This window comes from Pseudoalteromonas sp. SWN29 (assembly GCF_015864465.1).
Lineage (GTDB): Bacteria > Pseudomonadota > Gammaproteobacteria > Enterobacterales > Alteromonadaceae > Pseudoalteromonas.
This window is the reverse complement of sequence record NZ_JADYXE010000034.1, coordinates 25,414-42,485: the sequence shown is the minus strand read 5'-3', so window position 1 is coordinate 42,485 and position 17,072 is coordinate 25,414. Positions and strand designations below refer to the sequence as shown.

The following is a 17,072-nucleotide window of genomic DNA, read 5'->3' as shown; positions in this document are numbered from 1 at the left end:
CATGCAACATCGCGGGAATATTCTTAATTTAGGTATTAAAGAACTGCGTAGCTTATGGCGCGATAAAGTGCTGCTATTATTTGTATTTTTTGCCTTTACAGGATTAATTTATGTTGTGTCTTCGGCAACTTCTATCGAATTAAATAATGCACCTATTGCGGTTGTTGACGACGATCAATCACAATTATCTAAGCGTATAATTAATGCATTCTACGACCCTTACTTTAAAACGCCTGACGTTATTGCATTAAGTGAAGTGGATCCTTCACTTGATAACGGAAGCTATACCTTCGTGCTAAATATTCCGCCACACTTTGAGCGTGACGTACTTGCGGGTAAGCAACCCACATTGCAAGTGAATATAGACGCCACTCGTATGTCGCAATCATTTATTGGTGATAATTATATTCAAACAATTATCAGTGCTGAAATTAATGAATTTGTGAAAGGTTATCGAGCGTTATACACACTACTTATTAAGCAATCGGCGCACATAATGTTTAATCCAAATATGACCAGTGTGTGGTTTGGTAGTGTAATGGAATTAATGAATGTTATTACCATGATTTCGATTATTTTAACGGGAGCCGCAGTAATACGTGAGCGTGAACACGGTACGCTAGAGCATTTATTAGTAATGCCATTAACACCGTTTGAAATTGTAATGGCTAAAATTTGGGCCAATGGTTTGGTCATTTTATTACTGACCACTTTTTCACTCTTTATTGTGATTGAAGGTTTTTTACAAGTACCGATTCATGGATCAGCAGCGCTATTTTTGTTGGGTGCGGCAATTCATTTATTTGCTACAACATCATTGGGTATATTATTAGGCACTCAAGCGCGGACTATGCCGCAATTAGGCTTATTGATGATCCTTATATTATTGCCATTACAAATGTTGTCAGGAGGCGTCACACCGCGTGAAAGTATGCCTGATATAGTACAAAATATTATGCTATTTGCACCTACTACTCATTTTGTGAAATTTGCTCAAGCTATTTTGTACAGAGGAGCAGGCTGGGATGTAGTTTGGCCTTACTTTTTGGCTTTATTTGCTATCGGCAGTGTATTTTTTATATTTGCTTTATCGCGGTTTCGTAAATCAGTCGCGTTGGGCTGATAGAGATTATGTACTAGGTAATTTTTATAAATCGATGGAATTACTTACATTTATAAATAACTTTACTAAATTAAGTTTATATTTATCAATTAATTAAGTGCGGCCTAAAACTTGCTCTACAATACCAATTAAAAACACAACAAGGGATTTAATAATGACTGAAGTTGCACTTTCGGCCTATTTGGCATTTTACCTTTACTTAATCCTGTTACTTGTACAATGGGCGGTAGCTACATTTAGTAAAGCAAAAGAGCCTAATGCAGTACCAGGTAAAATAAGCGATGATTTATCGCACGACAGTTTTATATTTAGAGCGCATCGCACGTTTCATAATACGCTTGAAAACAGTGCGTTATTTATAGGTACTGTTTTATTTGCCTTTGTAATAAATTTACAGAGCCCTATTTTTGCAATGTGTGTTTGGGTGTACTTAATAGCGCGCTTAATTCACATGGTGCTGTACTACGCGATTGCTACTGAGAAAAACCCAAGCCCACGTAGTTATTTCTTTTTAATAGGTGTGCTTGCTAATGTGGTTATGCTGGTATTGATAGGGCTAAGATTAATAGCTTAAATTAGGGTCTGTTGAACTTTCGAGGTTGGATTTGCAGCAGTCTGTTTGGTATTTAGGCAAGGCGGAGCCTATGCAGTGTGGTAATTCCTCTTAAATGGGCGATAACGTAGCATAAATGCCAAACAGGCGCTGCCCAAAGGGTTCTTTCTAGGGGCTATTTACTCTTTGTTGCTCGGTTTTTACTTAGCCCACTAGGTTACAAATCTCGCGCCGCGATTAAACAGCCCCTAGTTTGAACAAATTTTAATCCGCAAAGATCAACAGACCCTTGGTTTATAGCCATATAAAACATAAAAGCGAAGAGCCTAGTGGCATCTTCGCTTTTTTGTTTAAAGAGCAGCGCGATGTAAAATCACGCCTACAGTAGGGTAATATTAATGGCTAATCCATTCCTATAAACCCACCCGTTTGGTGAGTCCATAGGGCTGCATAAATACCCCCCTTAGCTATTAATTCTTCGTGAGTGCCTTGCTCCACTACGCCGCCGTCATCAAGTACAATTAATCTGTCCATTTGTGCAATGGTTGAGAGCCTATGCGCTATGGCAATTACTGTTTTGCCTGTCATTAAATCATCAAGGCTTGCTTGAATTGCCGCTTCTACTTCTGAGTCGAGTGCGCTTGTGGCTTCGTCGAGTATAAGTATGGGTGCATTTTTAAGTAGCACTCGTGCAATAGCAATACGCTGGCGCTGACCGCCCGAAAGAGTAACGCCGCGTTCACCCACTTGCGCATCAAAACCTTTGTTGCCTTTGCTATCTACCAAGTCGTTTATAAACTCAAGCGCCTTAGCTTGTTTGGTCGCGTTGATCATTTCATCGTGGGTTGCATCGGGGCGACCGTACAAAATGTTGTCTTTTACTGAGCGGTGAAGCAGGGAAGTGTCTTGCGTTACCATTGCTATATATCGGCGTAGGCTTTCTTGGCTTACGTCTGTGATGTTTTGGCCATCAATTTTTATGCTGCCAGAGTCGGTGTCGTAAAAGCGTAGTAACAAGTTAACTAGAGTTGATTTACCTGCGCCAGAGCGACCGACTAAGCCAATTTTTTCACCGGGTTTAATATTTAAGTTTAAACCGTTCATTACAGGGCTTCGACTAGTTTCGTTTGCTGCTTTACCATAGTTAAAATGTACGTTGTTAAACTCAATGGCACCTTGGCTTACGTTAAGCGTATCGGCGTTTGGTTTATCGGCTACTTCAATAGGGTTTGACAGTGTTTTCATGCCATCAGCTACGGTGCCGATGTTTTCAAACAAGCTGCTTATTTCCCACATGATCCACTGCGCCATGCCGTTTAATCTAAGTGCTAAGCTAACGGCTACCGCAATGGCACCAGCGCTAATTGCGCTAAGTGACCATAAATAAAGTGATACGGCAGCAACAGAGAACACTAATAGGTAATTTAGAGTTTGAATAACAAAGTTTAAGCTGGTTACTAAGCGCATTTGCTTGTAAACAGGCTGCAAAAATACATCCATGCTTTGTTTTGCGTATTGCTCTTCACGTTGGGTATACGAAAACAGCTTAATTGTAGAAATATTTGTGTAACTATCAACAATGCGGCCAGTCATTTCTGAGCGAGCATCGGCTTGTGAGCTGGCAATTCTTTTAAGGCGCGGTACAAAATAAAGCTGCACGCAAATGTATAAAGCTAACCAAACGAGTAATGGGATCATTAAGCGCCAATCGGCTTCAGCCACTAAAAACACCATAGAGCCAAAGTAAACCACGATATACATTAATACATCGAGTAACTTGGTAACAGTTTCGCGAACAGCTAACGAGGTTTGCAATACCTTGGTGGCGATTCTTCCTGCAAATTCATTTTGATAAAAACTAACACTTTGACGCAATAAATAACGATGCGCTAGCCAGCGAATCGACATGGGATAATTACCCAGTAGGGCTTGGTGTAAAATAGCAGAGTGAAAAAATACAACAACGGGCAGCACAACTAACAGCATGACAGCCATTTTGATAAGTTCTGACTTTTGCTCTACAAACAAGGTTTGAGGCGTGTAGGCTGTTAACCAATCAACAAGCTGTCCCATGTAGCTAAATAAAGAAACTTCTAAAATAGCGAGCATGGCGGCACTAATTGACATAAGCAACAGTGACAGTTCCATTCCTTTGGTGTAGTGGCGACAAAAAGCAAACAAAGTCGAAGGCGGCTGAGTAGGTTGGTCCTCAGGAAATGCTTTTGTCATTTTTTCAAATAATCGATACATTTTAAAAACTTAAATGGCAAATAATGATGGGTATCATACCATTTAAGTATTTTTAAATGCAGGCTTGTAAATACTTAATATTAATACTTGAGACGTTAATTAATGTGAGCAAGCTTTTACATAGGACAGCGATTTTAGCATTCGTACTTGAGTTGCGAGAAGATATTAAATTTAGTATTAGATTAAAATTAGGCGCAGATTAGGAGCTGTAGTAATTTGGTTTCTGAAACTTAATCATAAGAATGTGAAGAGATATTCCTTTACAAGCCTATGTGGCCCGGTAGATTATGTTTGCTGGGGAGTTACCAAGCATAAAAAAAACACACCTCAGAGATGAAATAAAGTAGTTCTAGTTTGAAAGTATCAAGTCGTTTTTATGGAGAGATTGTATGTATAAAGGGTCATGTTTATGTGGTGAGGTTACGTTAGAACTAACGGGTGCTATTACGAGCATTATTCATTGCCATTGTTCACTGTGCAGAAAAAACAGCGGGACTGCATTTGCAACCAATGGCTTTGTAAACACAGGTGACTTTACAATAACAAAAGGGCAGGCACTACTTAGCGAGTATAGTTTTAAAGTAGGGCGCACTCGTTACTTTTGTAAATGTTGTGGCTCGCCTGTTTATAGCAGCAACAGCGATGATAAAAGTAGAATACGAATTCGTTTAGGTATAATAGATAGCGATATAACAGAGCAGGTATTATCGCATAATTTTGTTACGTCTAAAGCTAACTGGGAGCAGCTAGAAACAAGCTTACCGTGCTATGAAAAACATGAACCTGGCAGATAACGCGTTTTATTCTATGTGATAAATACTGTTAATATTTTTATAAAGGTCAGGTGCAAAATTCATAAACACAGGTGAGTTTTGTATTTCATCAACGTTTATGTGCATTAATGTTTGTTGGCTTAGCATGATCACTATATTTTTGTATTCGTTAAACTCTATTATTGCTAAACACTTAAAATGTTGCCTCAATAGAACTAAAAGCATTTGCAGCTCTTGGCCAGTTTGTGGATTTAAATTTATGATTACTTGCGTATTTTGCTCACTGCAGCGATTTATATTTTGCCAAAAGCTATCGCTGGTTAAAAAAGGCTGGTGATATTCACCACTAAATATATCGATAGTGATTACGTTAAAGTGATCAGAGCATTGTGTAATAAACAGCTCGGCGCATTGTAAATAGGTGCTGTGCTTAATGGGTAACTTAAAGTACTGGGCAGCAATTAAGGCAATGCTTGGGTTTATTTCTACCGTGTTAAATGTATTTATAGTATTTATGTAAGGCGTATTACTTTGTAAGTGGTACATAATTCGCTCAAACCCTGCCGTGCCTAAGCCTAAATTTAATATTTTTAGTGTATCTACCGGTTTAAGTAAAAATAACATCATACACTGGTTTACCGGTACGATTACTTGATCAGGGTGTATAAGGTTCATAACGCCCTGAATTGTTATGTCTTCATTGGCTTTTTGTGCAAGCGTTAACCACCGGTATTCTTTATTTTGATACACACATACGGGGCCGTATGCACTTTGCTGCGACTCAATAAGGTTACTTTTAACTGTATCTTCTTTTAGCTGACGCATAACTTAAACTATTAATATATAAACAATGACAGTGTGCCACGAAAAGCACATTTTTTAATAGCTATTGTGTAACAAGGTTTGTAATTTAACCTCTAAATATAATATTGTATTAGCAATTAACAAGTTAAACGTTATTCAAGGATTGAAAATGAGAACATTTATTTGTGCAGTACATTTTGTATGCGCTCAGTGGATAAAAAAGTTAGATTCAAGAAATAAAAATACAGCCATTAATGCGGCAACATTGTTAGCGATGATATCAACGTTATATATTTTTCTTTTAGCGATGACCTTCAACGTTCGCTACTTAGATAAAATAATCAGTATTTTTAAGCAAAATCCTTTACTTATTGGTGCTTTATTTTACGCAGTAGTACTTGGAGTCGTGTTTTTAATTTTGGGTGACTTTAACGGTTATAGACGTAGAGTTAGAGCTCGTATAAATAAAGGGAGCTTTAAAAAATATATTTTAGGAATAAAACTTTGGATGTTTGGTTTAATTCCTATGGCCGGCATTATGTTAATTGTGCGACTCAATTAATTCTCTAACTATTGTTATAACTGCGCTTTAGCGTGCTCCTTTCTGCATCTACCTCAAATGTATTGCCATAAAACCTTAGTTCAGTAATGGTTACACTATAATAATTAGGAGCTAATAGATGCTTAAATCACCTTTTAAAATATCAACAAGATTACTTAAATTTAGCGTACTTGCTAGTGCATGTACCATTGCGATGTCAGCACATGGGCAAACACAATTACAGTATACCGACCAACAAAAGTTACACGATATAGCTAGTGAAGTGTCGGCTGAACGTATTGGCAGTGACATTCAAACGCTGGTGGATTTTGGTACTCGTCATACGCTTTCAGAGACTAAATCGGATACTCGAGGCATTGGCGCGGCAAGGCGTTGGATAAAAAAAGAATTCGAAACAATATCAGCCCAATGTGGAGGCTGTCTTGAAATAATAGAAGTGAAAGAGACTATTTCGGGTGAAAAACGCATTCCGAATCCTGTTGAAGTGGTGAATATTGTCGCTATTCAACGCGGGTCAAGTGAGCCTAATCGCATGGTGATGATGTCGGGTGACATAGATTCACGTGTAAGTGATGTTATGGATTTTACTAGCGATTCACCTGGAGCAAACGATAACGCGTCGGGTGTTGCTGGTGTAATTGAAGCTGCACGAGTACTGAGTAAGTATAAATTTAATGGCTCAGTGGTGTATGCAGCGCTTTCGGGCGAAGAGCAAGGTTTGTTTGGCGGTAAAATATTAACGGCTTATGCACAAAAGCATAACTGGCAAGTCCATGGTGTTTTAAATAACGATATGATTGGTAACATTACCGGAATTAATGGTGTAACCGATAACACCACTGCACGTATATTCTCTGAAGGTACCCGTGTTGTAGAAACCAAGGCGCAAGCTAATACTCGTCGCTTTACAGGTGGTGAAGTTGATTCGGCGAGCCGCAATTTAGCACGTTATATTGATACCGTTGCCGACAGATACATTCCTAATTTAGATACGATGCTTGTATATCGATTAGATAGATTTGGCCGTGGTGGGCATCATCGTCCATTTAACGATGCAGGTTTTGCAGCGGTGCGTATTATGGAAACTAACGAGCACTACGATCGTCAGCATCAAGATCTACGCACTGAGGATGGTGTTGAGTATGGCGATACAATTGAAGGCGTTGATTTTGATTACACGGCAAAGCTAACCTCACTTAATGCGGTAACAATGGCGTCTATGGCATGGGCACCTGCACCACCAAAAGAGGTTAAAATAACGGGCGCTGTTACTGCGAATACTTCGTTTTCATGGCAAGAAAGCAGTGACGAAAACGTTGCCGGTTATAAAATTTATTGGCGTTACACGAGCGAGCCGCAATGGCAGTTTAGTCAATACGTGGGTAATGTTTCAAAGTATACGCTTGAAAATGTAGTGATTGATAATTATTACTTTGGTGTTGCCTCTGTTAGTAAAGAGGGCATTGAGTCGCCGGTGGTTTTTCCGGGTGATGTAGGATCGTTTGATCACAATATAAAATAGCAATTTGTCTAAAAACACAGCAAACAGAAGGCTTTAAGGTGCAGACGGCTGTATTATACTTGCACCTTATTTACTAAGCCCTTAGAGTGTAAAAAAGAAGTAAAAAGGTTATTAAAATGGAACAACAAGAAAAAAAACAGTTAACAGCACAAGAGCAAGCTTTAGCAGAACAGCAAGGTATTGCATGGCAGCGTGAATGCTTTCAAGCTGCACAAAAGCATTTAGCCGAAAAAGGTATTATGCCAAAGTCAGTAGTTGATAAAGACAGCCGATTTTTAGCACCTCTTTGTGCGATGTGGAAGTTTAAAGCACAAAATGGTAAAACTTATTGGGTTGTTACAGGGCGCTTACCTACAGATCATGCTGAGGTAAGTGCAGCAACAGATGCACGCGATGCAATGCGTTACTTTTCATTGCAGTGGCAATTAAAAGCGGATCAAATTATGAGTACAGGCGCGCGAGATAAAACGCAGGTAGATTTTGCTAACTTACTTATAAATAGAGCACATGGTTTGTACGAAATATATGAGAATGAACCACTGTGGGCTAACGAACTTAAGTAGCTTAGGTAACTTAAGTTTAGACAAAATAATAACGTAGAGGGTAATAGCTTATTTATTACCCTTTTCTTTATCTAATGAACAAGCGTGAAAGGGGCTGTATTAAAGTGCTCAACTTTACACTGCATACGCTGTCTTGCAATTCCAGCTTCCATAAAAACATTTCCGTGTTCTGCAAAGCCATTTAGCTTAAAACGTCCTACTTCATTTAAAATACAATTAATGCTGATTTCTTCTATGCCTTGGCTAGATGCTAGCTTAACAATAAAATTGAGAAGTGATTTATATACACTGCGATTTCGGTGGGCGGGTAATACTGCTATTCTGCTAATTAAGCCATCAGTACATAATCTACCTGTTGCAACAGGGTGGTGCGCGTCATCTGTAACAAGTACATGTAACGCAAGTTCGTCTAGGCTATCAAATTCGATATGCTTGGGGATATGTAATTCGTAGACAAAAACCCGCTCACGAATTTGTTGTAATATGTCTTTTTGTAAATCCCATTCAACTTTATTAACCAAATAGCCCATTGCATACTCCTATTGATACCAAATTAAAATGAGTGAGCAATCGCAGCAAAATTATTTAAGCCAATATCAGGTAAAAATTAAAATTTTTAACTGACCTGTACACACAATATTTTACGCTGCAAAATGCTCATCATTATTAATAAAATTGGTATTATTACTCTTGGTCTATATTAAACCAGATCCCCTCATTAACAAGTGTAGTAAAAGTTTGAGTAAAAACTAGGCTTGGGTTTGTTAAATTCAGTGCTGAACTTTCAAACTCAGTATTATCGGTAAGTAGTTTTACCGCCGGTAAGTCAGTTAACGGCATAGCGTAATTTTCGCCATTTACACTTAGTAACACCTCGGTTTCGAGCTGCTGGTAAATAGCACGCGTACCACCTAAACGTTCAAACACAGCTTCTTCATTGTTTAAGTCATCAGCTATTTGTTCTGATGTAAATGGAGGCTCTATAGGTGCTAAATCCATTTCATGTTTAGGCTGACTAAGCGTTGACCCCAACCATTGTTTAAACAAGTCGTCGTTTTCTAAAAGGGCAGCCATTAATGTTTTAACTTTATCAACTTCAAGGTTTGTAAGTTCACCTTTTGATTTTCTGAGCGTTATGTTGTGATCGGTATAACGTTTTTGTCCGCTTTCGGTATCAATAATATGATCGGCAAAGCTCGACAATAAATCTTGTTGATTTGGCGCTCTAAAACCAACTGAATAGTTTAGTGCATTTTCTACAGCATAACCTTCGTGAGGGCACCCTGGTGGAATATATAAAATATCGCCAGGCTCTAATATACAATCAATTACTGCTTCAAATGCTTCAACCTGTAGCAGCTTCTTGTTTTGAGAAAATTGCTTGAGTGTGGGGTCGGGTAGGCCTACACGCCAATGGCGTTTACCTTCGCCTTGAATAATAAATACGTCGTACTGATCTAAATGCGGGCCAACACCACCGCCAGGCGTTGAATAACTGATCATTAAGTCATCTATACGCCAGTTAGGAATAAATCTAAATTGTTCCAGTAGCTGTGCAGCATCTGGATGCCAGTGATCTACCGCTTGTACGAGTAGAGTAGAGTGCTCGTCTGTTAATTGCTCAAAGTCTTCAAATGGACCTTGGTATGTTTGCCAATCGTTTTTATGATTCGTAATAATACGTGACTCTATGCTTTCTTCCATTGCTAGGCCGGCCAATTCATTAGCATCAAGCGGGTCTTGAAAATCACTAAAACCTTGTTTGATTAATAGCGGCTTTTTTTGCCAAAAATGGCTTAAAAACTCTTGCTCAGACAAATTATTTATTTTTAATTGATACATACATTATGCCTACTAGTTAGTGCAATGGGGTTAAAACAAAAAAAGCGAAAGGATGATCCTTTCGCTTTTTAAAAGAGCAATTTAGTTTTTAAACTAAATCATCAATAAACTCAACAGCACGACCAATGTAATTAGCAGGTGTTAGTTTTTTCATTTCTACTTTAGCGTCTTCAGGAAGGTCTAAACCATCAATGAAGTCAGCCATTATTTCTTTGTTTACACGTTTACCGCGCGTTAAATCTTTAAGTTTTTCGTACGGCTTTTCAATGCCGTATTTACGCATAACTGTTTGGATTGGCTCTGCTAGCAGTTCCCAGTTTTGATCAAGCTCGTCAGCTAAACGTTGCTCGTTAACTTCAAGTTTGCTTACACCTTTTAGTGTTGATTGGTATGCAATAAGTGCATAACCCATACCTACACCTAGGTTACGTAATACTGTTGAATCGGTAAGGTCACGTTGCCAACGAGAAACAGGCAGCTTTTGCGCAAGATGAGCAAAAATAGCGTTTGCTAATCCTAAGTTACCTTCTGAGTTTTCAAAATCAATAGGGTTAACTTTATGTGGCATTGTAGATGAGCCAATTTCACCCGCAATTGTTTTTTGCTTAAAGTGATTAAGGGCAATGTAACCCCACATGTCACGGTCAAAATCGAGCAGTATAGTGTTAAAACGTGCAATTGCATCAAACAATTCTGCAATATAGTCATGCGGTTCAATTTGTGTAGTAAATGGGTTTAGTGTTAAACCTAAGCTTGATACAAATTTATCAGCATGTGTATGCCAGTCGTAATCTGGGTATGCGCTAAGGTGAGCGTTGTAGTTACCAACAGCTCCGTTAACTTTACCTAACATTTCAACCTGTGCAATTTGATCACGTTGACGTTTTAAACGCATGTATACGTTAGCAAATTCTTTACCCATAGTTGATGGTGTAGCAGGTTGACCATGCGTACGCGTCATCATTGGGATTGTTTTGTATTCAATTGCTTTCGCTTTAATTGCGCTTAAAAGTTCATCGCAATAAGGAAGTAAAACATTTTTACGCGCTTCACTTAGCATTAAACCATGAGATAGATTGTTAATATCTTCTGAGGTACAAGCAAAGTGAATAAATTCGTTTATTGCATGAAGTTCACTGTTATCGGCTACTTTTTCTTTTAGTAGGTATTCAACCGCTTTAACATCGTGATTTGTAGTGCGTTCAATATCTTTAACGCGCTGTGCATCAGCTTCACTGAAGTTATCTACAATGGCATTTAGTAGTGCATTAGCTTGTTCGCTAAATGCAGGTACTTCTTTAATATCGCTTGCTGCAGCTAACGCTTGCAACCAACGCACTTCAACGGTTACGCGGTATTTGATTAAGCCAAATTCGCTGAAAATACTGCGTAGTTCAGTGGTTTTGCTGCCGTAGCGACCATCCACTGGAGAGATAGCCGTTAACGCTGAAAGCTCCATAATAACTCCTAAATTTTAGTTTGAACGATAATTAAATCTTAGTTTTAGCAATGGCGAGTATTTTTCTTTTTGCAAAGAAAAAGTGACGGCGTTTACCGCCCATTTGTCGCCATAACACCGCACTTCTAATGCCGGCTAATAATAATGCACGGATTTTATTTTGAGTGAGCTGCTGTTTTAATAACTCGGGTTTACCATAAACCTGTATTCGGTGCCCAAGGGGGCTCAGCACCGACGAGTATATATCTGCTAAACCGGCGACAACGCTCTCGTCGGTAATAGCAAAATGATCTAAACGACGATGAATATCATCTATTCGTTTACCTAATTCGTTTAAGCTTTTGTCGTTTGCGCTCAATGCGCGCTCAAGTTGCATTAAACCACCTACGTATTTAACTATTTCAACATCTTTTTGAGCGCCAGCAGTTAGCTGCGCCATTAATGTTTTGTAACCGTCACGTAAGTTGTCAGTGCCTTGATAAACATCTTCTGGCGATGCAGGCGATGTTTGGATAATACTTGAAAGTAAGATTTCTAAATCATGTTCATTATTGTTGCCGTATTGGGCAATTTTTTGAACTTGTTTAGCAGCCTGGCACATGGCGGCAAGCGCCATGACTTGGTGTTCATTCATTACTTGATCACCGAATCAATAATACCACCGCCTAAACACACATCTTCTGCATAAAATACAGCTGATTGACCAGGTGTTACTGCTTTTTGCGGCTCGTCAAATAATACACGTGCCATACCGTCTTCACCAACCAATAGGCTACAGCTTAAATCTTCTTGGCGGTAACGTGTTTTTACTGTGCAGCGAGTTGTGCCTTTAGGACCAATTCGGTCTACCCAATGCAGTTGATTAGCGTTAAGACCGTTGCTGTATAGACGAGGGTGATCTTTACCTTGGCCTACAATAAGTACGTTACGTTCTAAGTCTTTATCAACAACATACCATGGCTCACCAGAGCCTTCTTTCATACCGCCAATTAACAAGCCTTTGCGTTGTCCAAGCGTATGGTACATTAAGCCTTCGTGCTCACCTACGTTGTTACCGTCAGTGTCTTCGATAACACCTGGCTGTGCAGGTAAGAACTTTTGTAAAAAGTCTTTAAATTTACGCTCACCGATAAAGCAAATGCCAGTGCTATCTTTTTTATCGTGAGTGATTAGGTCTTGCTCTTCTGCTATGCGGCGTACTTCAGGTTTTTCGATATCACCTACAGGGAATAAAGTTTGGCTGAGGTGCTCGTGGCTTAGCGTATATAAAAAGTAGCTTTGATCTTTATTGTTATCAAGTCCGCGACACATTACGTATTTGTCATCGCGAAGCTCACGGCGAACATAGTGACCTGTTGCAATAAAGTCTGCGCCGAGTGCTTGAGCTGCAAATTCTAAAAAAGCTTTAAATTTAATTTCTTTGTTACACATTATATCAGGGTTAGGTGTACGGCCTGCTTTGTACTCTGCTAAAAAGTACTCAAATACGTTGTCCCAGTATTCTGCTGCAAAGTTAACAGTGTGAAGCTCAATGCCTAATTTGTCGCACACTGCTTGCGCATCTTTTAAGTCATCAGCTGCAGCACAGTATTCATCATTGTCATCTTCTTCCCAGTTCTTCATAAACAGGCCTTCTACTTGGTAGCCCTGTTGTTGTAATAAATACGCAGATACAGAAGAATCAACACCGCCGGACATGCCAACAATGACTTTAATGTGACTATTTTCGCTCATGAATAATTTCGCTTATACAGATTGCTGTTAACTTGGAAAGGCCGCGATTATAGCATGTATTTTGTTTGTGCTTAAAGAGACTAAGGGCGCAAAGAGGGGAATTAGTCAGTATTTTATTTATATATCAAATAGCAAACTAGCCTATATACCCAAACCACCTCAAGATACGGGTTTCAGTTGGAATTAAAAATGATTTAGGCAAGACATTAATTACAAGTAATAGTGGCCCAATTGTTAAAATTAATAACGTAGTATGAATCGTTTTAAACCGACTCTTTGGGTGCTTCACAGGCTTTTATTCTCTGCGTTGTAATTTTTAAAAGGGGCTGTAATTATTGTAAAGTAACACCTTGATATTAAGTATCTGTAAAAACTAAATTGTGCATCTCTAGGTGATTGTGCTCTAAAGTGTTGGGAGCTTAATTTATCAATTTGTTTAATTAAAACGATATATTAAAGCACCTATAGGTGCTTACATTAGGAAGAAAACAACAATGGTTTTTATTTAACTAGCCGTTGTAAATTGTATCTAAACTCAAAGGTGTTTTATTTAAGCTATCCTTAAAACATTTCAGAACTAAAGAGCTTCTGAGTGGCAATGTTTTTATTTGCTCAAACGTATACCAATCGGCGCTGATTATATCGTTATCTATTGGCACTGGAGTTTGTATGTTATCGGGCGCTTCAAATAAAAAACAGAACCGTAAATAGTGCACTGCGTTATCAGCATGCAAATTATACACACCTAAAAAGCTGACTGGCTCAAGCGCTAAGCCTGTTTCTTCAAGTAGCTCTCTGCTTGCAGCTTGTGCAAGAGTTTCGTTTTGTTCTAAATGACCCGCAGGTTGATTGTAGCAAACCTGCTGTGTAAATTTATCGCGCTCTTTGACGAGCAAAAACTCATTTTGCTTTTTTACTATTGCCGCAACTGTTACATGCGGTTTATGCATCAACCAGCCCTTTAATAACTCTGTACTCACCTGAGTTAATATCATCTAAGGTATAGTTGCCAATACTGTAGCGAATGAGGCGAAGTGTAGGGTGGCCAATATGCGCAGTCATTCGGCGTACTTGTCTGTTTTTACCTTCATTAATGGTAATACTTAGCCACGTGGTAGGGATTGCTTTTCGCTCGCGTACAGGCGGGTTACGAGTCCAGATTGTAGGCTCATCAATTATTTTAACATTAGCGGGGAGTGTAAGCCCGTCTTTAAGCTCTACGCCATTACACAAAGCATTAATTGATTCACTTGTTGGTTCACCTTCAACTTGTGCCCAGTAGGTTTTATTGGTCTTTTTATTAGGTGCCGTTAAGGTATTTTGTAATTTTCCGCAGTTTGTTAAAAGCAATAAACCTTCACTGTCTCGGTCTAATCGTCCTGCTGCGTATACTTCTTTAATAGGAATAAACTCTGCAAGCGTTTGTCTGTCGGCGTCATCTGTAAATTGGCATAGCACATCAAATGGTTTATTGAATAACACAATTTTTCTGTCTTTAGATGCTATTTGTGGCTTTATTTCTCTTTTATCAGAAGGTGTTTTGTTAAGTGCACTGCGTGAATAAGTTCGCCCTGTACTTCTTTTAGGTTTGGCTTGTGTTGCTTGATTATTGCTTGATTTACTTCTCATTAGATACACCTAGCTGGTTTTGGTAATCCGGCAATTTTAGTCGCTTGCTTTGCAGGGCCCTTAGGGAATAATTTATATAAATAAAGGCTGTTTCCTTTGTCTTCACCGAGTGCTTTAGCCATTGCTTTTACAAGCATTCTGATAGCTGGGCTGGTGTTATATTCAAGGTAAAAATCACGCACAAAGTTAATAACTTCCCAGTGTTGAACGCTAAGTGTAATGTTTTCTTGGATAGCAATTACAGGTGCAAGTTCCTTTGACCATAAAGTATGGTCGAGCAAGTAGCCTTGTTTGTCGGTTTCAATCTGTTGGTTATTAAATTCAAGCATGAGTTACCACGTAATTGATTGATTAGTTGATAAGGTGAGGGCTACAAAGTCTTCGTAGCTAATGGCTTTATCGTTATCTGTTAATTTTATTGCACGTATTTGTGCGTCTTGCTCAAGTATTAACAGTGTGTCTGCAAATTGCCTAAATTGTTTTTTTGCAAAGCAGGCATCACCTACAAGTAGCACGTCATCATCAGATAAAATTAAATTTTCTAGCTGATTTGCGCAGTAATAATTAAGCGGCTTTGAAAATATATGTAACGTACTCATAGGTTCACCACATGCTGCTGCGCTTTAATTAGTGTTTGTTGTTGGCTAAAGTTGAGTGCTTTTGCCTCTATGAGTAAATCATGTTTATTTAAACCATAATCAAGCAATGATTTTTCACACACGTATATGTTTTCAACATCATAGATTTCGAGTGTTTTAATATTTTTAAAAAAATCTTTTAAGCCAATATTGTTTGGTTGTTGATGCTTTTTTAACGCTAAAACGGCGGGGCCGCTAAACAACCAACTGACATTTTGATCAACAGCAGCAAATATCAATGTCATATCAAGTGCATCACGAATATTTAAATCGTCAAATGGGCTGCACTGACTCATTACTAATACGTTTATCATTTAAATTGCACCCATTTATCAGCGTCGCTTGCAAACATTGCAAATTCAGCTAACCCTGCGACTGTAAATACACCTGTGTTTTTAATATCTAACCCGCGCTTTTGCGCGGCGGTAACACACAGCATTAAATTTAGTTTTTGATCAGCGAGTTGCTGCCAAAATGCTGAAATTTGAAGTTCGTCTGAGGATAAATCAAAGTGGGTAGATGCATGATAAATGCCTTGCTGATATAAAAAAATAGCATCAATAGTGTGCCCTTGGGCTAAACATGCGTTCGCAAACTTAACTAATCTTTGCGTGGTATCGTGATCGGATGGTGGTGTATGTAATGAAAGAACAAAGCGCGACAAAACAATTCCAATAAAAAAGCCCCAATTAAGGGGCTATTTTAACAGAACTATTTAATTAGTCATCACTTGCGCCAAGTAGAGCAAGTAAAGACGTAAATAAGTTATACACGTTTAAGTATAAAGATACTGTTGCGCGAATGTAGTTGGTTTCGCCGCCATTAATGATTCGGCTTGTATCAAATAAAATTAAGCCAGACATAATCAATACAACTGCTGCATTAAGCACCATAAACATCAATGAGCTACCAACAAAAATATTAACAATGCTTGCTACAATCACAACAATTAAGCCAACCGTTAAAAAGCCACCCATGAATGAGAAGTCTTTTTTAGTGTTTAGTGCATAAGCAGATAAACCAAAAAAGATAAGTGCAGTAGAGCCCAGCGCTTGCATTATAAGCATTGGGCCATTAGGCATTGCCGCATAATGGTTAAGTAATGGACCTAAGCCTGCGCCCATTAAACCTGTAAAAGCAAACACCCAAAATACGCCTGATGCTGTATCTGCTTTTTTATTTACAACAAATAATAAACCGAACGAAACAAGTGTAAACACAATTCCCATAAAGTAAGGTAATTGTAGTGCCATTGAAATACCGGCTGTAACTGCACTAAATGCAAGTGTCATAGCTAGTAAAAAGTAGGTGTTTTTAAGTACCTTGTTTGTTTCAATGGTAGACATTACCGGTTTCGCGGTATTGTACGATTGATTAAACGCCATTGTAGAGCTCCTTTAAGTGAAACGTGTGTGTTTCGATAATTTAACTAAAATTAGATTACCAACTCTTATATGTTTGGGCAAACCTTTGTAGATCAATAGAGTTAAATATTTAAATAAATGTGCATTGGAGACTAAATTAAAAACATTTCGCTCTAACTTTAGACAAATTAATTATTTTTTAAGCACTTAAACAATTAATTTAAAAAAAAGCTTCACAAAAGGGATGGGTTTCCCT

Annotated in this window: 20 protein-coding genes; 6 read left to right on the top strand and 14 right to left on the bottom strand. The window is 38.5% G+C overall.

Annotated features, from left to right (window positions below):
- The first annotated feature begins 1 nt into the window (after nucleotide 1).
- Together I6F53_RS13685 and I6F53_RS13680 are read left to right on the top strand one after the other, a co-directional pair.
- Complete coding sequence (locus I6F53_RS13685) at nucleotides 2-1,123, top strand: ABC transporter permease (RefSeq protein WP_197239911.1); 1,122 nt, start codon at nucleotides 2-4, stop codon at nucleotides 1,121-1,123.
- A 154-nt stretch (nucleotides 1,124-1,277) separates the two neighbouring features.
- Nucleotides 1,278-1,697, top strand: a complete 420-nt coding sequence (locus I6F53_RS13680) for an MAPEG family protein (RefSeq protein WP_197239910.1) — start codon at nucleotides 1,278-1,280, stop codon at nucleotides 1,695-1,697.
- Between the two features lie 381 nt (nucleotides 1,698-2,078).
- On the opposite strand, the gene I6F53_RS13675 is transcribed toward I6F53_RS13680, so the two are convergent.
- Nucleotides 2,079-3,926, bottom strand: a complete 1,848-nt coding sequence (locus tag I6F53_RS13675; protein ID WP_197239909.1) for an ABC transporter ATP-binding protein — start codon at nucleotides 3,924-3,926, stop codon at nucleotides 2,079-2,081.
- A 389-nt stretch (nucleotides 3,927-4,315) separates the two neighbouring features.
- On the opposite strand from I6F53_RS13675, the gene I6F53_RS13670 reads away from it, so the two are divergent.
- Nucleotides 4,316-4,720 (top strand): GFA family protein, encoded by a 405-nt coding sequence (locus I6F53_RS13670; RefSeq protein WP_197239908.1) that lies wholly within the window; start codon nucleotides 4,316-4,318, stop codon nucleotides 4,718-4,720.
- Between the two features lie 6 nt (nucleotides 4,721-4,726).
- On the opposite strand, the gene I6F53_RS13665 is transcribed toward I6F53_RS13670, so the two are convergent.
- The gene (locus I6F53_RS13665) at nucleotides 4,727-5,524 is read right to left on the bottom strand and encodes a hypothetical protein (RefSeq protein ID WP_197239907.1); all 798 of its coding nucleotides are present in this window, start codon (nucleotides 5,522-5,524) and stop codon (nucleotides 4,727-4,729) included.
- 148 nt (nucleotides 5,525-5,672) lie between these two features.
- On the opposite strand from I6F53_RS13665, the gene I6F53_RS13660 reads away from it, so the two are divergent.
- The 3 genes from I6F53_RS13660 to I6F53_RS13650 all read left to right on the top strand — a co-directional run bounded on the left by I6F53_RS13660 (nucleotide 5,673) and on the right by I6F53_RS13650 (nucleotide 8,150).
- Entirely contained in the window at nucleotides 5,673-6,065 is a 393-nt protein-coding gene (locus I6F53_RS13660; protein ID WP_197239906.1) for a hypothetical protein, read from the top strand.
- A gap of 118 nt (nucleotides 6,066-6,183) precedes the next feature.
- On the top strand, nucleotides 6,184-7,587 hold the full coding sequence (locus tag I6F53_RS13655) for a M28 family peptidase (RefSeq protein WP_197239905.1): 1,404 nt from the start codon (nucleotides 6,184-6,186) through the stop codon (nucleotides 7,585-7,587).
- A 116-nt stretch (nucleotides 7,588-7,703) separates the two neighbouring features.
- Nucleotides 7,704-8,150 (top strand): DUF4826 family protein, encoded by a 447-nt coding sequence (locus I6F53_RS13650; protein WP_197239904.1) that lies wholly within the window; start codon nucleotides 7,704-7,706, stop codon nucleotides 8,148-8,150.
- A gap of 71 nt (nucleotides 8,151-8,221) precedes the next feature.
- Here the strand turns inward: I6F53_RS13650 and I6F53_RS13645 are convergent, their stop codons facing one another.
- The 12 genes from I6F53_RS13645 to I6F53_RS13590 form a co-directional block, all read right to left on the bottom strand.
- Nucleotides 8,222-8,680: a GNAT family N-acetyltransferase gene (locus tag I6F53_RS13645; RefSeq protein WP_197239903.1), complete on the bottom strand. Its 459-nt coding sequence runs from the start codon at nucleotides 8,678-8,680 to the stop codon at nucleotides 8,222-8,224.
- A gap of 154 nt (nucleotides 8,681-8,834) precedes the next feature.
- Complete coding sequence (locus tag I6F53_RS13640) at nucleotides 8,835-9,992, bottom strand: ribosomal protein uL16 3-hydroxylase (RefSeq protein WP_197239902.1); 1,158 nt, start codon at nucleotides 9,990-9,992, stop codon at nucleotides 8,835-8,837.
- Between the two features lie 88 nt (nucleotides 9,993-10,080).
- A complete protein-coding gene (gene purB / locus I6F53_RS13635; RefSeq protein WP_024611468.1) occupies nucleotides 10,081-11,451 on the bottom strand; it encodes an adenylosuccinate lyase in 1,371 nt (456 codons plus the stop codon).
- 31 nt (nucleotides 11,452-11,482) lie between these two features.
- Entirely contained in the window at nucleotides 11,483-12,085 is a 603-nt protein-coding gene (hflD, locus tag I6F53_RS13630) for a high frequency lysogenization protein HflD (protein WP_024589171.1), read from the bottom strand.
- Nucleotides 12,085-13,185: a tRNA 2-thiouridine(34) synthase MnmA gene (gene mnmA / locus I6F53_RS13625; RefSeq protein ID WP_197239901.1), complete on the bottom strand. Its 1,101-nt coding sequence runs from the start codon at nucleotides 13,183-13,185 to the stop codon at nucleotides 12,085-12,087. The genes hflD and mnmA overlap by 1 nt, the downstream gene beginning before the upstream one ends.
- Nucleotides 13,186-13,694: 509 nt before the next feature.
- The gene (locus I6F53_RS13620; RefSeq protein ID WP_197239900.1) at nucleotides 13,695-14,135 is read right to left on the bottom strand and encodes an NUDIX domain-containing protein; all 441 of its coding nucleotides are present in this window, start codon (nucleotides 14,133-14,135) and stop codon (nucleotides 13,695-13,697) included.
- Complete coding sequence (locus I6F53_RS13615; RefSeq protein ID WP_197239899.1) at nucleotides 14,128-14,814, bottom strand: pseudouridine synthase; 687 nt, start codon at nucleotides 14,812-14,814, stop codon at nucleotides 14,128-14,130. The genes I6F53_RS13620 and I6F53_RS13615 overlap by 8 nt, the downstream gene beginning before the upstream one ends.
- The gene (locus I6F53_RS13610) at nucleotides 14,814-15,143 is read right to left on the bottom strand and encodes a TusE/DsrC/DsvC family sulfur relay protein (RefSeq protein WP_197239898.1); all 330 of its coding nucleotides are present in this window, start codon (nucleotides 15,141-15,143) and stop codon (nucleotides 14,814-14,816) included. The genes I6F53_RS13615 and I6F53_RS13610 overlap by 1 nt, the downstream gene beginning before the upstream one ends.
- Before the next feature lie 3 nt (nucleotides 15,144-15,146).
- The gene (locus I6F53_RS13605; protein ID WP_197239897.1) at nucleotides 15,147-15,413 is read right to left on the bottom strand and encodes a DsrH/TusB family sulfur metabolism protein; all 267 of its coding nucleotides are present in this window, start codon (nucleotides 15,411-15,413) and stop codon (nucleotides 15,147-15,149) included.
- The gene (gene tusC, locus I6F53_RS13600) at nucleotides 15,410-15,766 is read right to left on the bottom strand and encodes a sulfurtransferase complex subunit TusC (RefSeq protein WP_007580210.1); all 357 of its coding nucleotides are present in this window, start codon (nucleotides 15,764-15,766) and stop codon (nucleotides 15,410-15,412) included. The genes I6F53_RS13605 and tusC overlap by 4 nt, the downstream gene beginning before the upstream one ends.
- Entirely contained in the window at nucleotides 15,763-16,116 is a 354-nt protein-coding gene (gene tusD / locus I6F53_RS13595; RefSeq protein WP_197239896.1) for a sulfurtransferase complex subunit TusD, read from the bottom strand. Before tusD ends, tusC begins: the two co-directional genes overlap by 4 nt.
- 55 nt (nucleotides 16,117-16,171) lie before the next feature.
- Nucleotides 16,172-16,837 (bottom strand): Bax inhibitor-1/YccA family protein, encoded by a 666-nt coding sequence (locus I6F53_RS13590; protein ID WP_197239895.1) that lies wholly within the window; start codon nucleotides 16,835-16,837, stop codon nucleotides 16,172-16,174.
- Between the last annotated feature and the right edge of the window lie 235 nt (nucleotides 16,838-17,072).

Bases quoted from the DNA above. Each gene is read 5' to 3' on its own strand.
- mnmA (WP_197239901.1), bottom strand. From the start codon at position 13,185: ATGAGCGAAAATAGTCACATTAAAGTCATTGTTGGCATGTCCGGCGGT.
- hflD (WP_024589171.1), bottom strand. From the start codon at position 12,085: ATGAATGAACACCAAGTCATGGCGCTTGCCGCCATGTGCCAGGCTGCT.
- purB (WP_024611468.1), bottom strand. From the start codon at position 11,451: ATGGAGCTTTCAGCGTTAACGGCTATCTCTCCAGTGGATGGTCGCTAC.
- I6F53_RS13680 (WP_197239910.1), top strand. From the start codon at position 1,278: ATGACTGAAGTTGCACTTTCGGCCTATTTGGCATTTTACCTTTACTTA.
- tusC (WP_007580210.1), bottom strand. From the start codon at position 15,766: ATGATAAACGTATTAGTAATGAGTCAGTGCAGCCCATTTGACGATTTA.
- I6F53_RS13590 (WP_197239895.1), bottom strand. From the start codon at position 16,837: ATGGCGTTTAATCAATCGTACAATACCGCGAAACCGGTAATGTCTACC.
- I6F53_RS13655 (WP_197239905.1), top strand. From the start codon at position 6,184: ATGCTTAAATCACCTTTTAAAATATCAACAAGATTACTTAAATTTAGC.
- I6F53_RS13665 (WP_197239907.1), bottom strand. From the start codon at position 5,524: ATGCGTCAGCTAAAAGAAGATACAGTTAAAAGTAACCTTATTGAGTCG.
- I6F53_RS13645 (WP_197239903.1), bottom strand. From the start codon at position 8,680: ATGGGCTATTTGGTTAATAAAGTTGAATGGGATTTACAAAAAGACATA.
- I6F53_RS13660 (WP_197239906.1), top strand. From the start codon at position 5,673: ATGAGAACATTTATTTGTGCAGTACATTTTGTATGCGCTCAGTGGATA.
- I6F53_RS13615 (WP_197239899.1), bottom strand. From the start codon at position 14,814: ATGAGAAGTAAATCAAGCAATAATCAAGCAACACAAGCCAAACCTAAA.
- I6F53_RS13685 (WP_197239911.1), top strand. From the start codon at position 2: ATGCAACATCGCGGGAATATTCTTAATTTAGGTATTAAAGAACTGCGT.
- I6F53_RS13610 (WP_197239898.1), bottom strand. From the start codon at position 15,143: ATGCTTGAATTTAATAACCAACAGATTGAAACCGACAAACAAGGCTAC.
- I6F53_RS13605 (WP_197239897.1), bottom strand. From the start codon at position 15,413: ATGAGTACGTTACATATATTTTCAAAGCCGCTTAATTATTACTGCGCA.
- I6F53_RS13650 (WP_197239904.1), top strand. From the start codon at position 7,704: ATGGAACAACAAGAAAAAAAACAGTTAACAGCACAAGAGCAAGCTTTA.
- I6F53_RS13675 (WP_197239909.1), bottom strand. From the start codon at position 3,926: ATGTATCGATTATTTGAAAAAATGACAAAAGCATTTCCTGAGGACCAA.
- I6F53_RS13670 (WP_197239908.1), top strand. From the start codon at position 4,316: ATGTATAAAGGGTCATGTTTATGTGGTGAGGTTACGTTAGAACTAACG.
- I6F53_RS13640 (WP_197239902.1), bottom strand. From the start codon at position 9,992: ATGTATCAATTAAAAATAAATAATTTGTCTGAGCAAGAGTTTTTAAGC.
- I6F53_RS13620 (WP_197239900.1), bottom strand. From the start codon at position 14,135: ATGCATAAACCGCATGTAACAGTTGCGGCAATAGTAAAAAAGCAAAAT.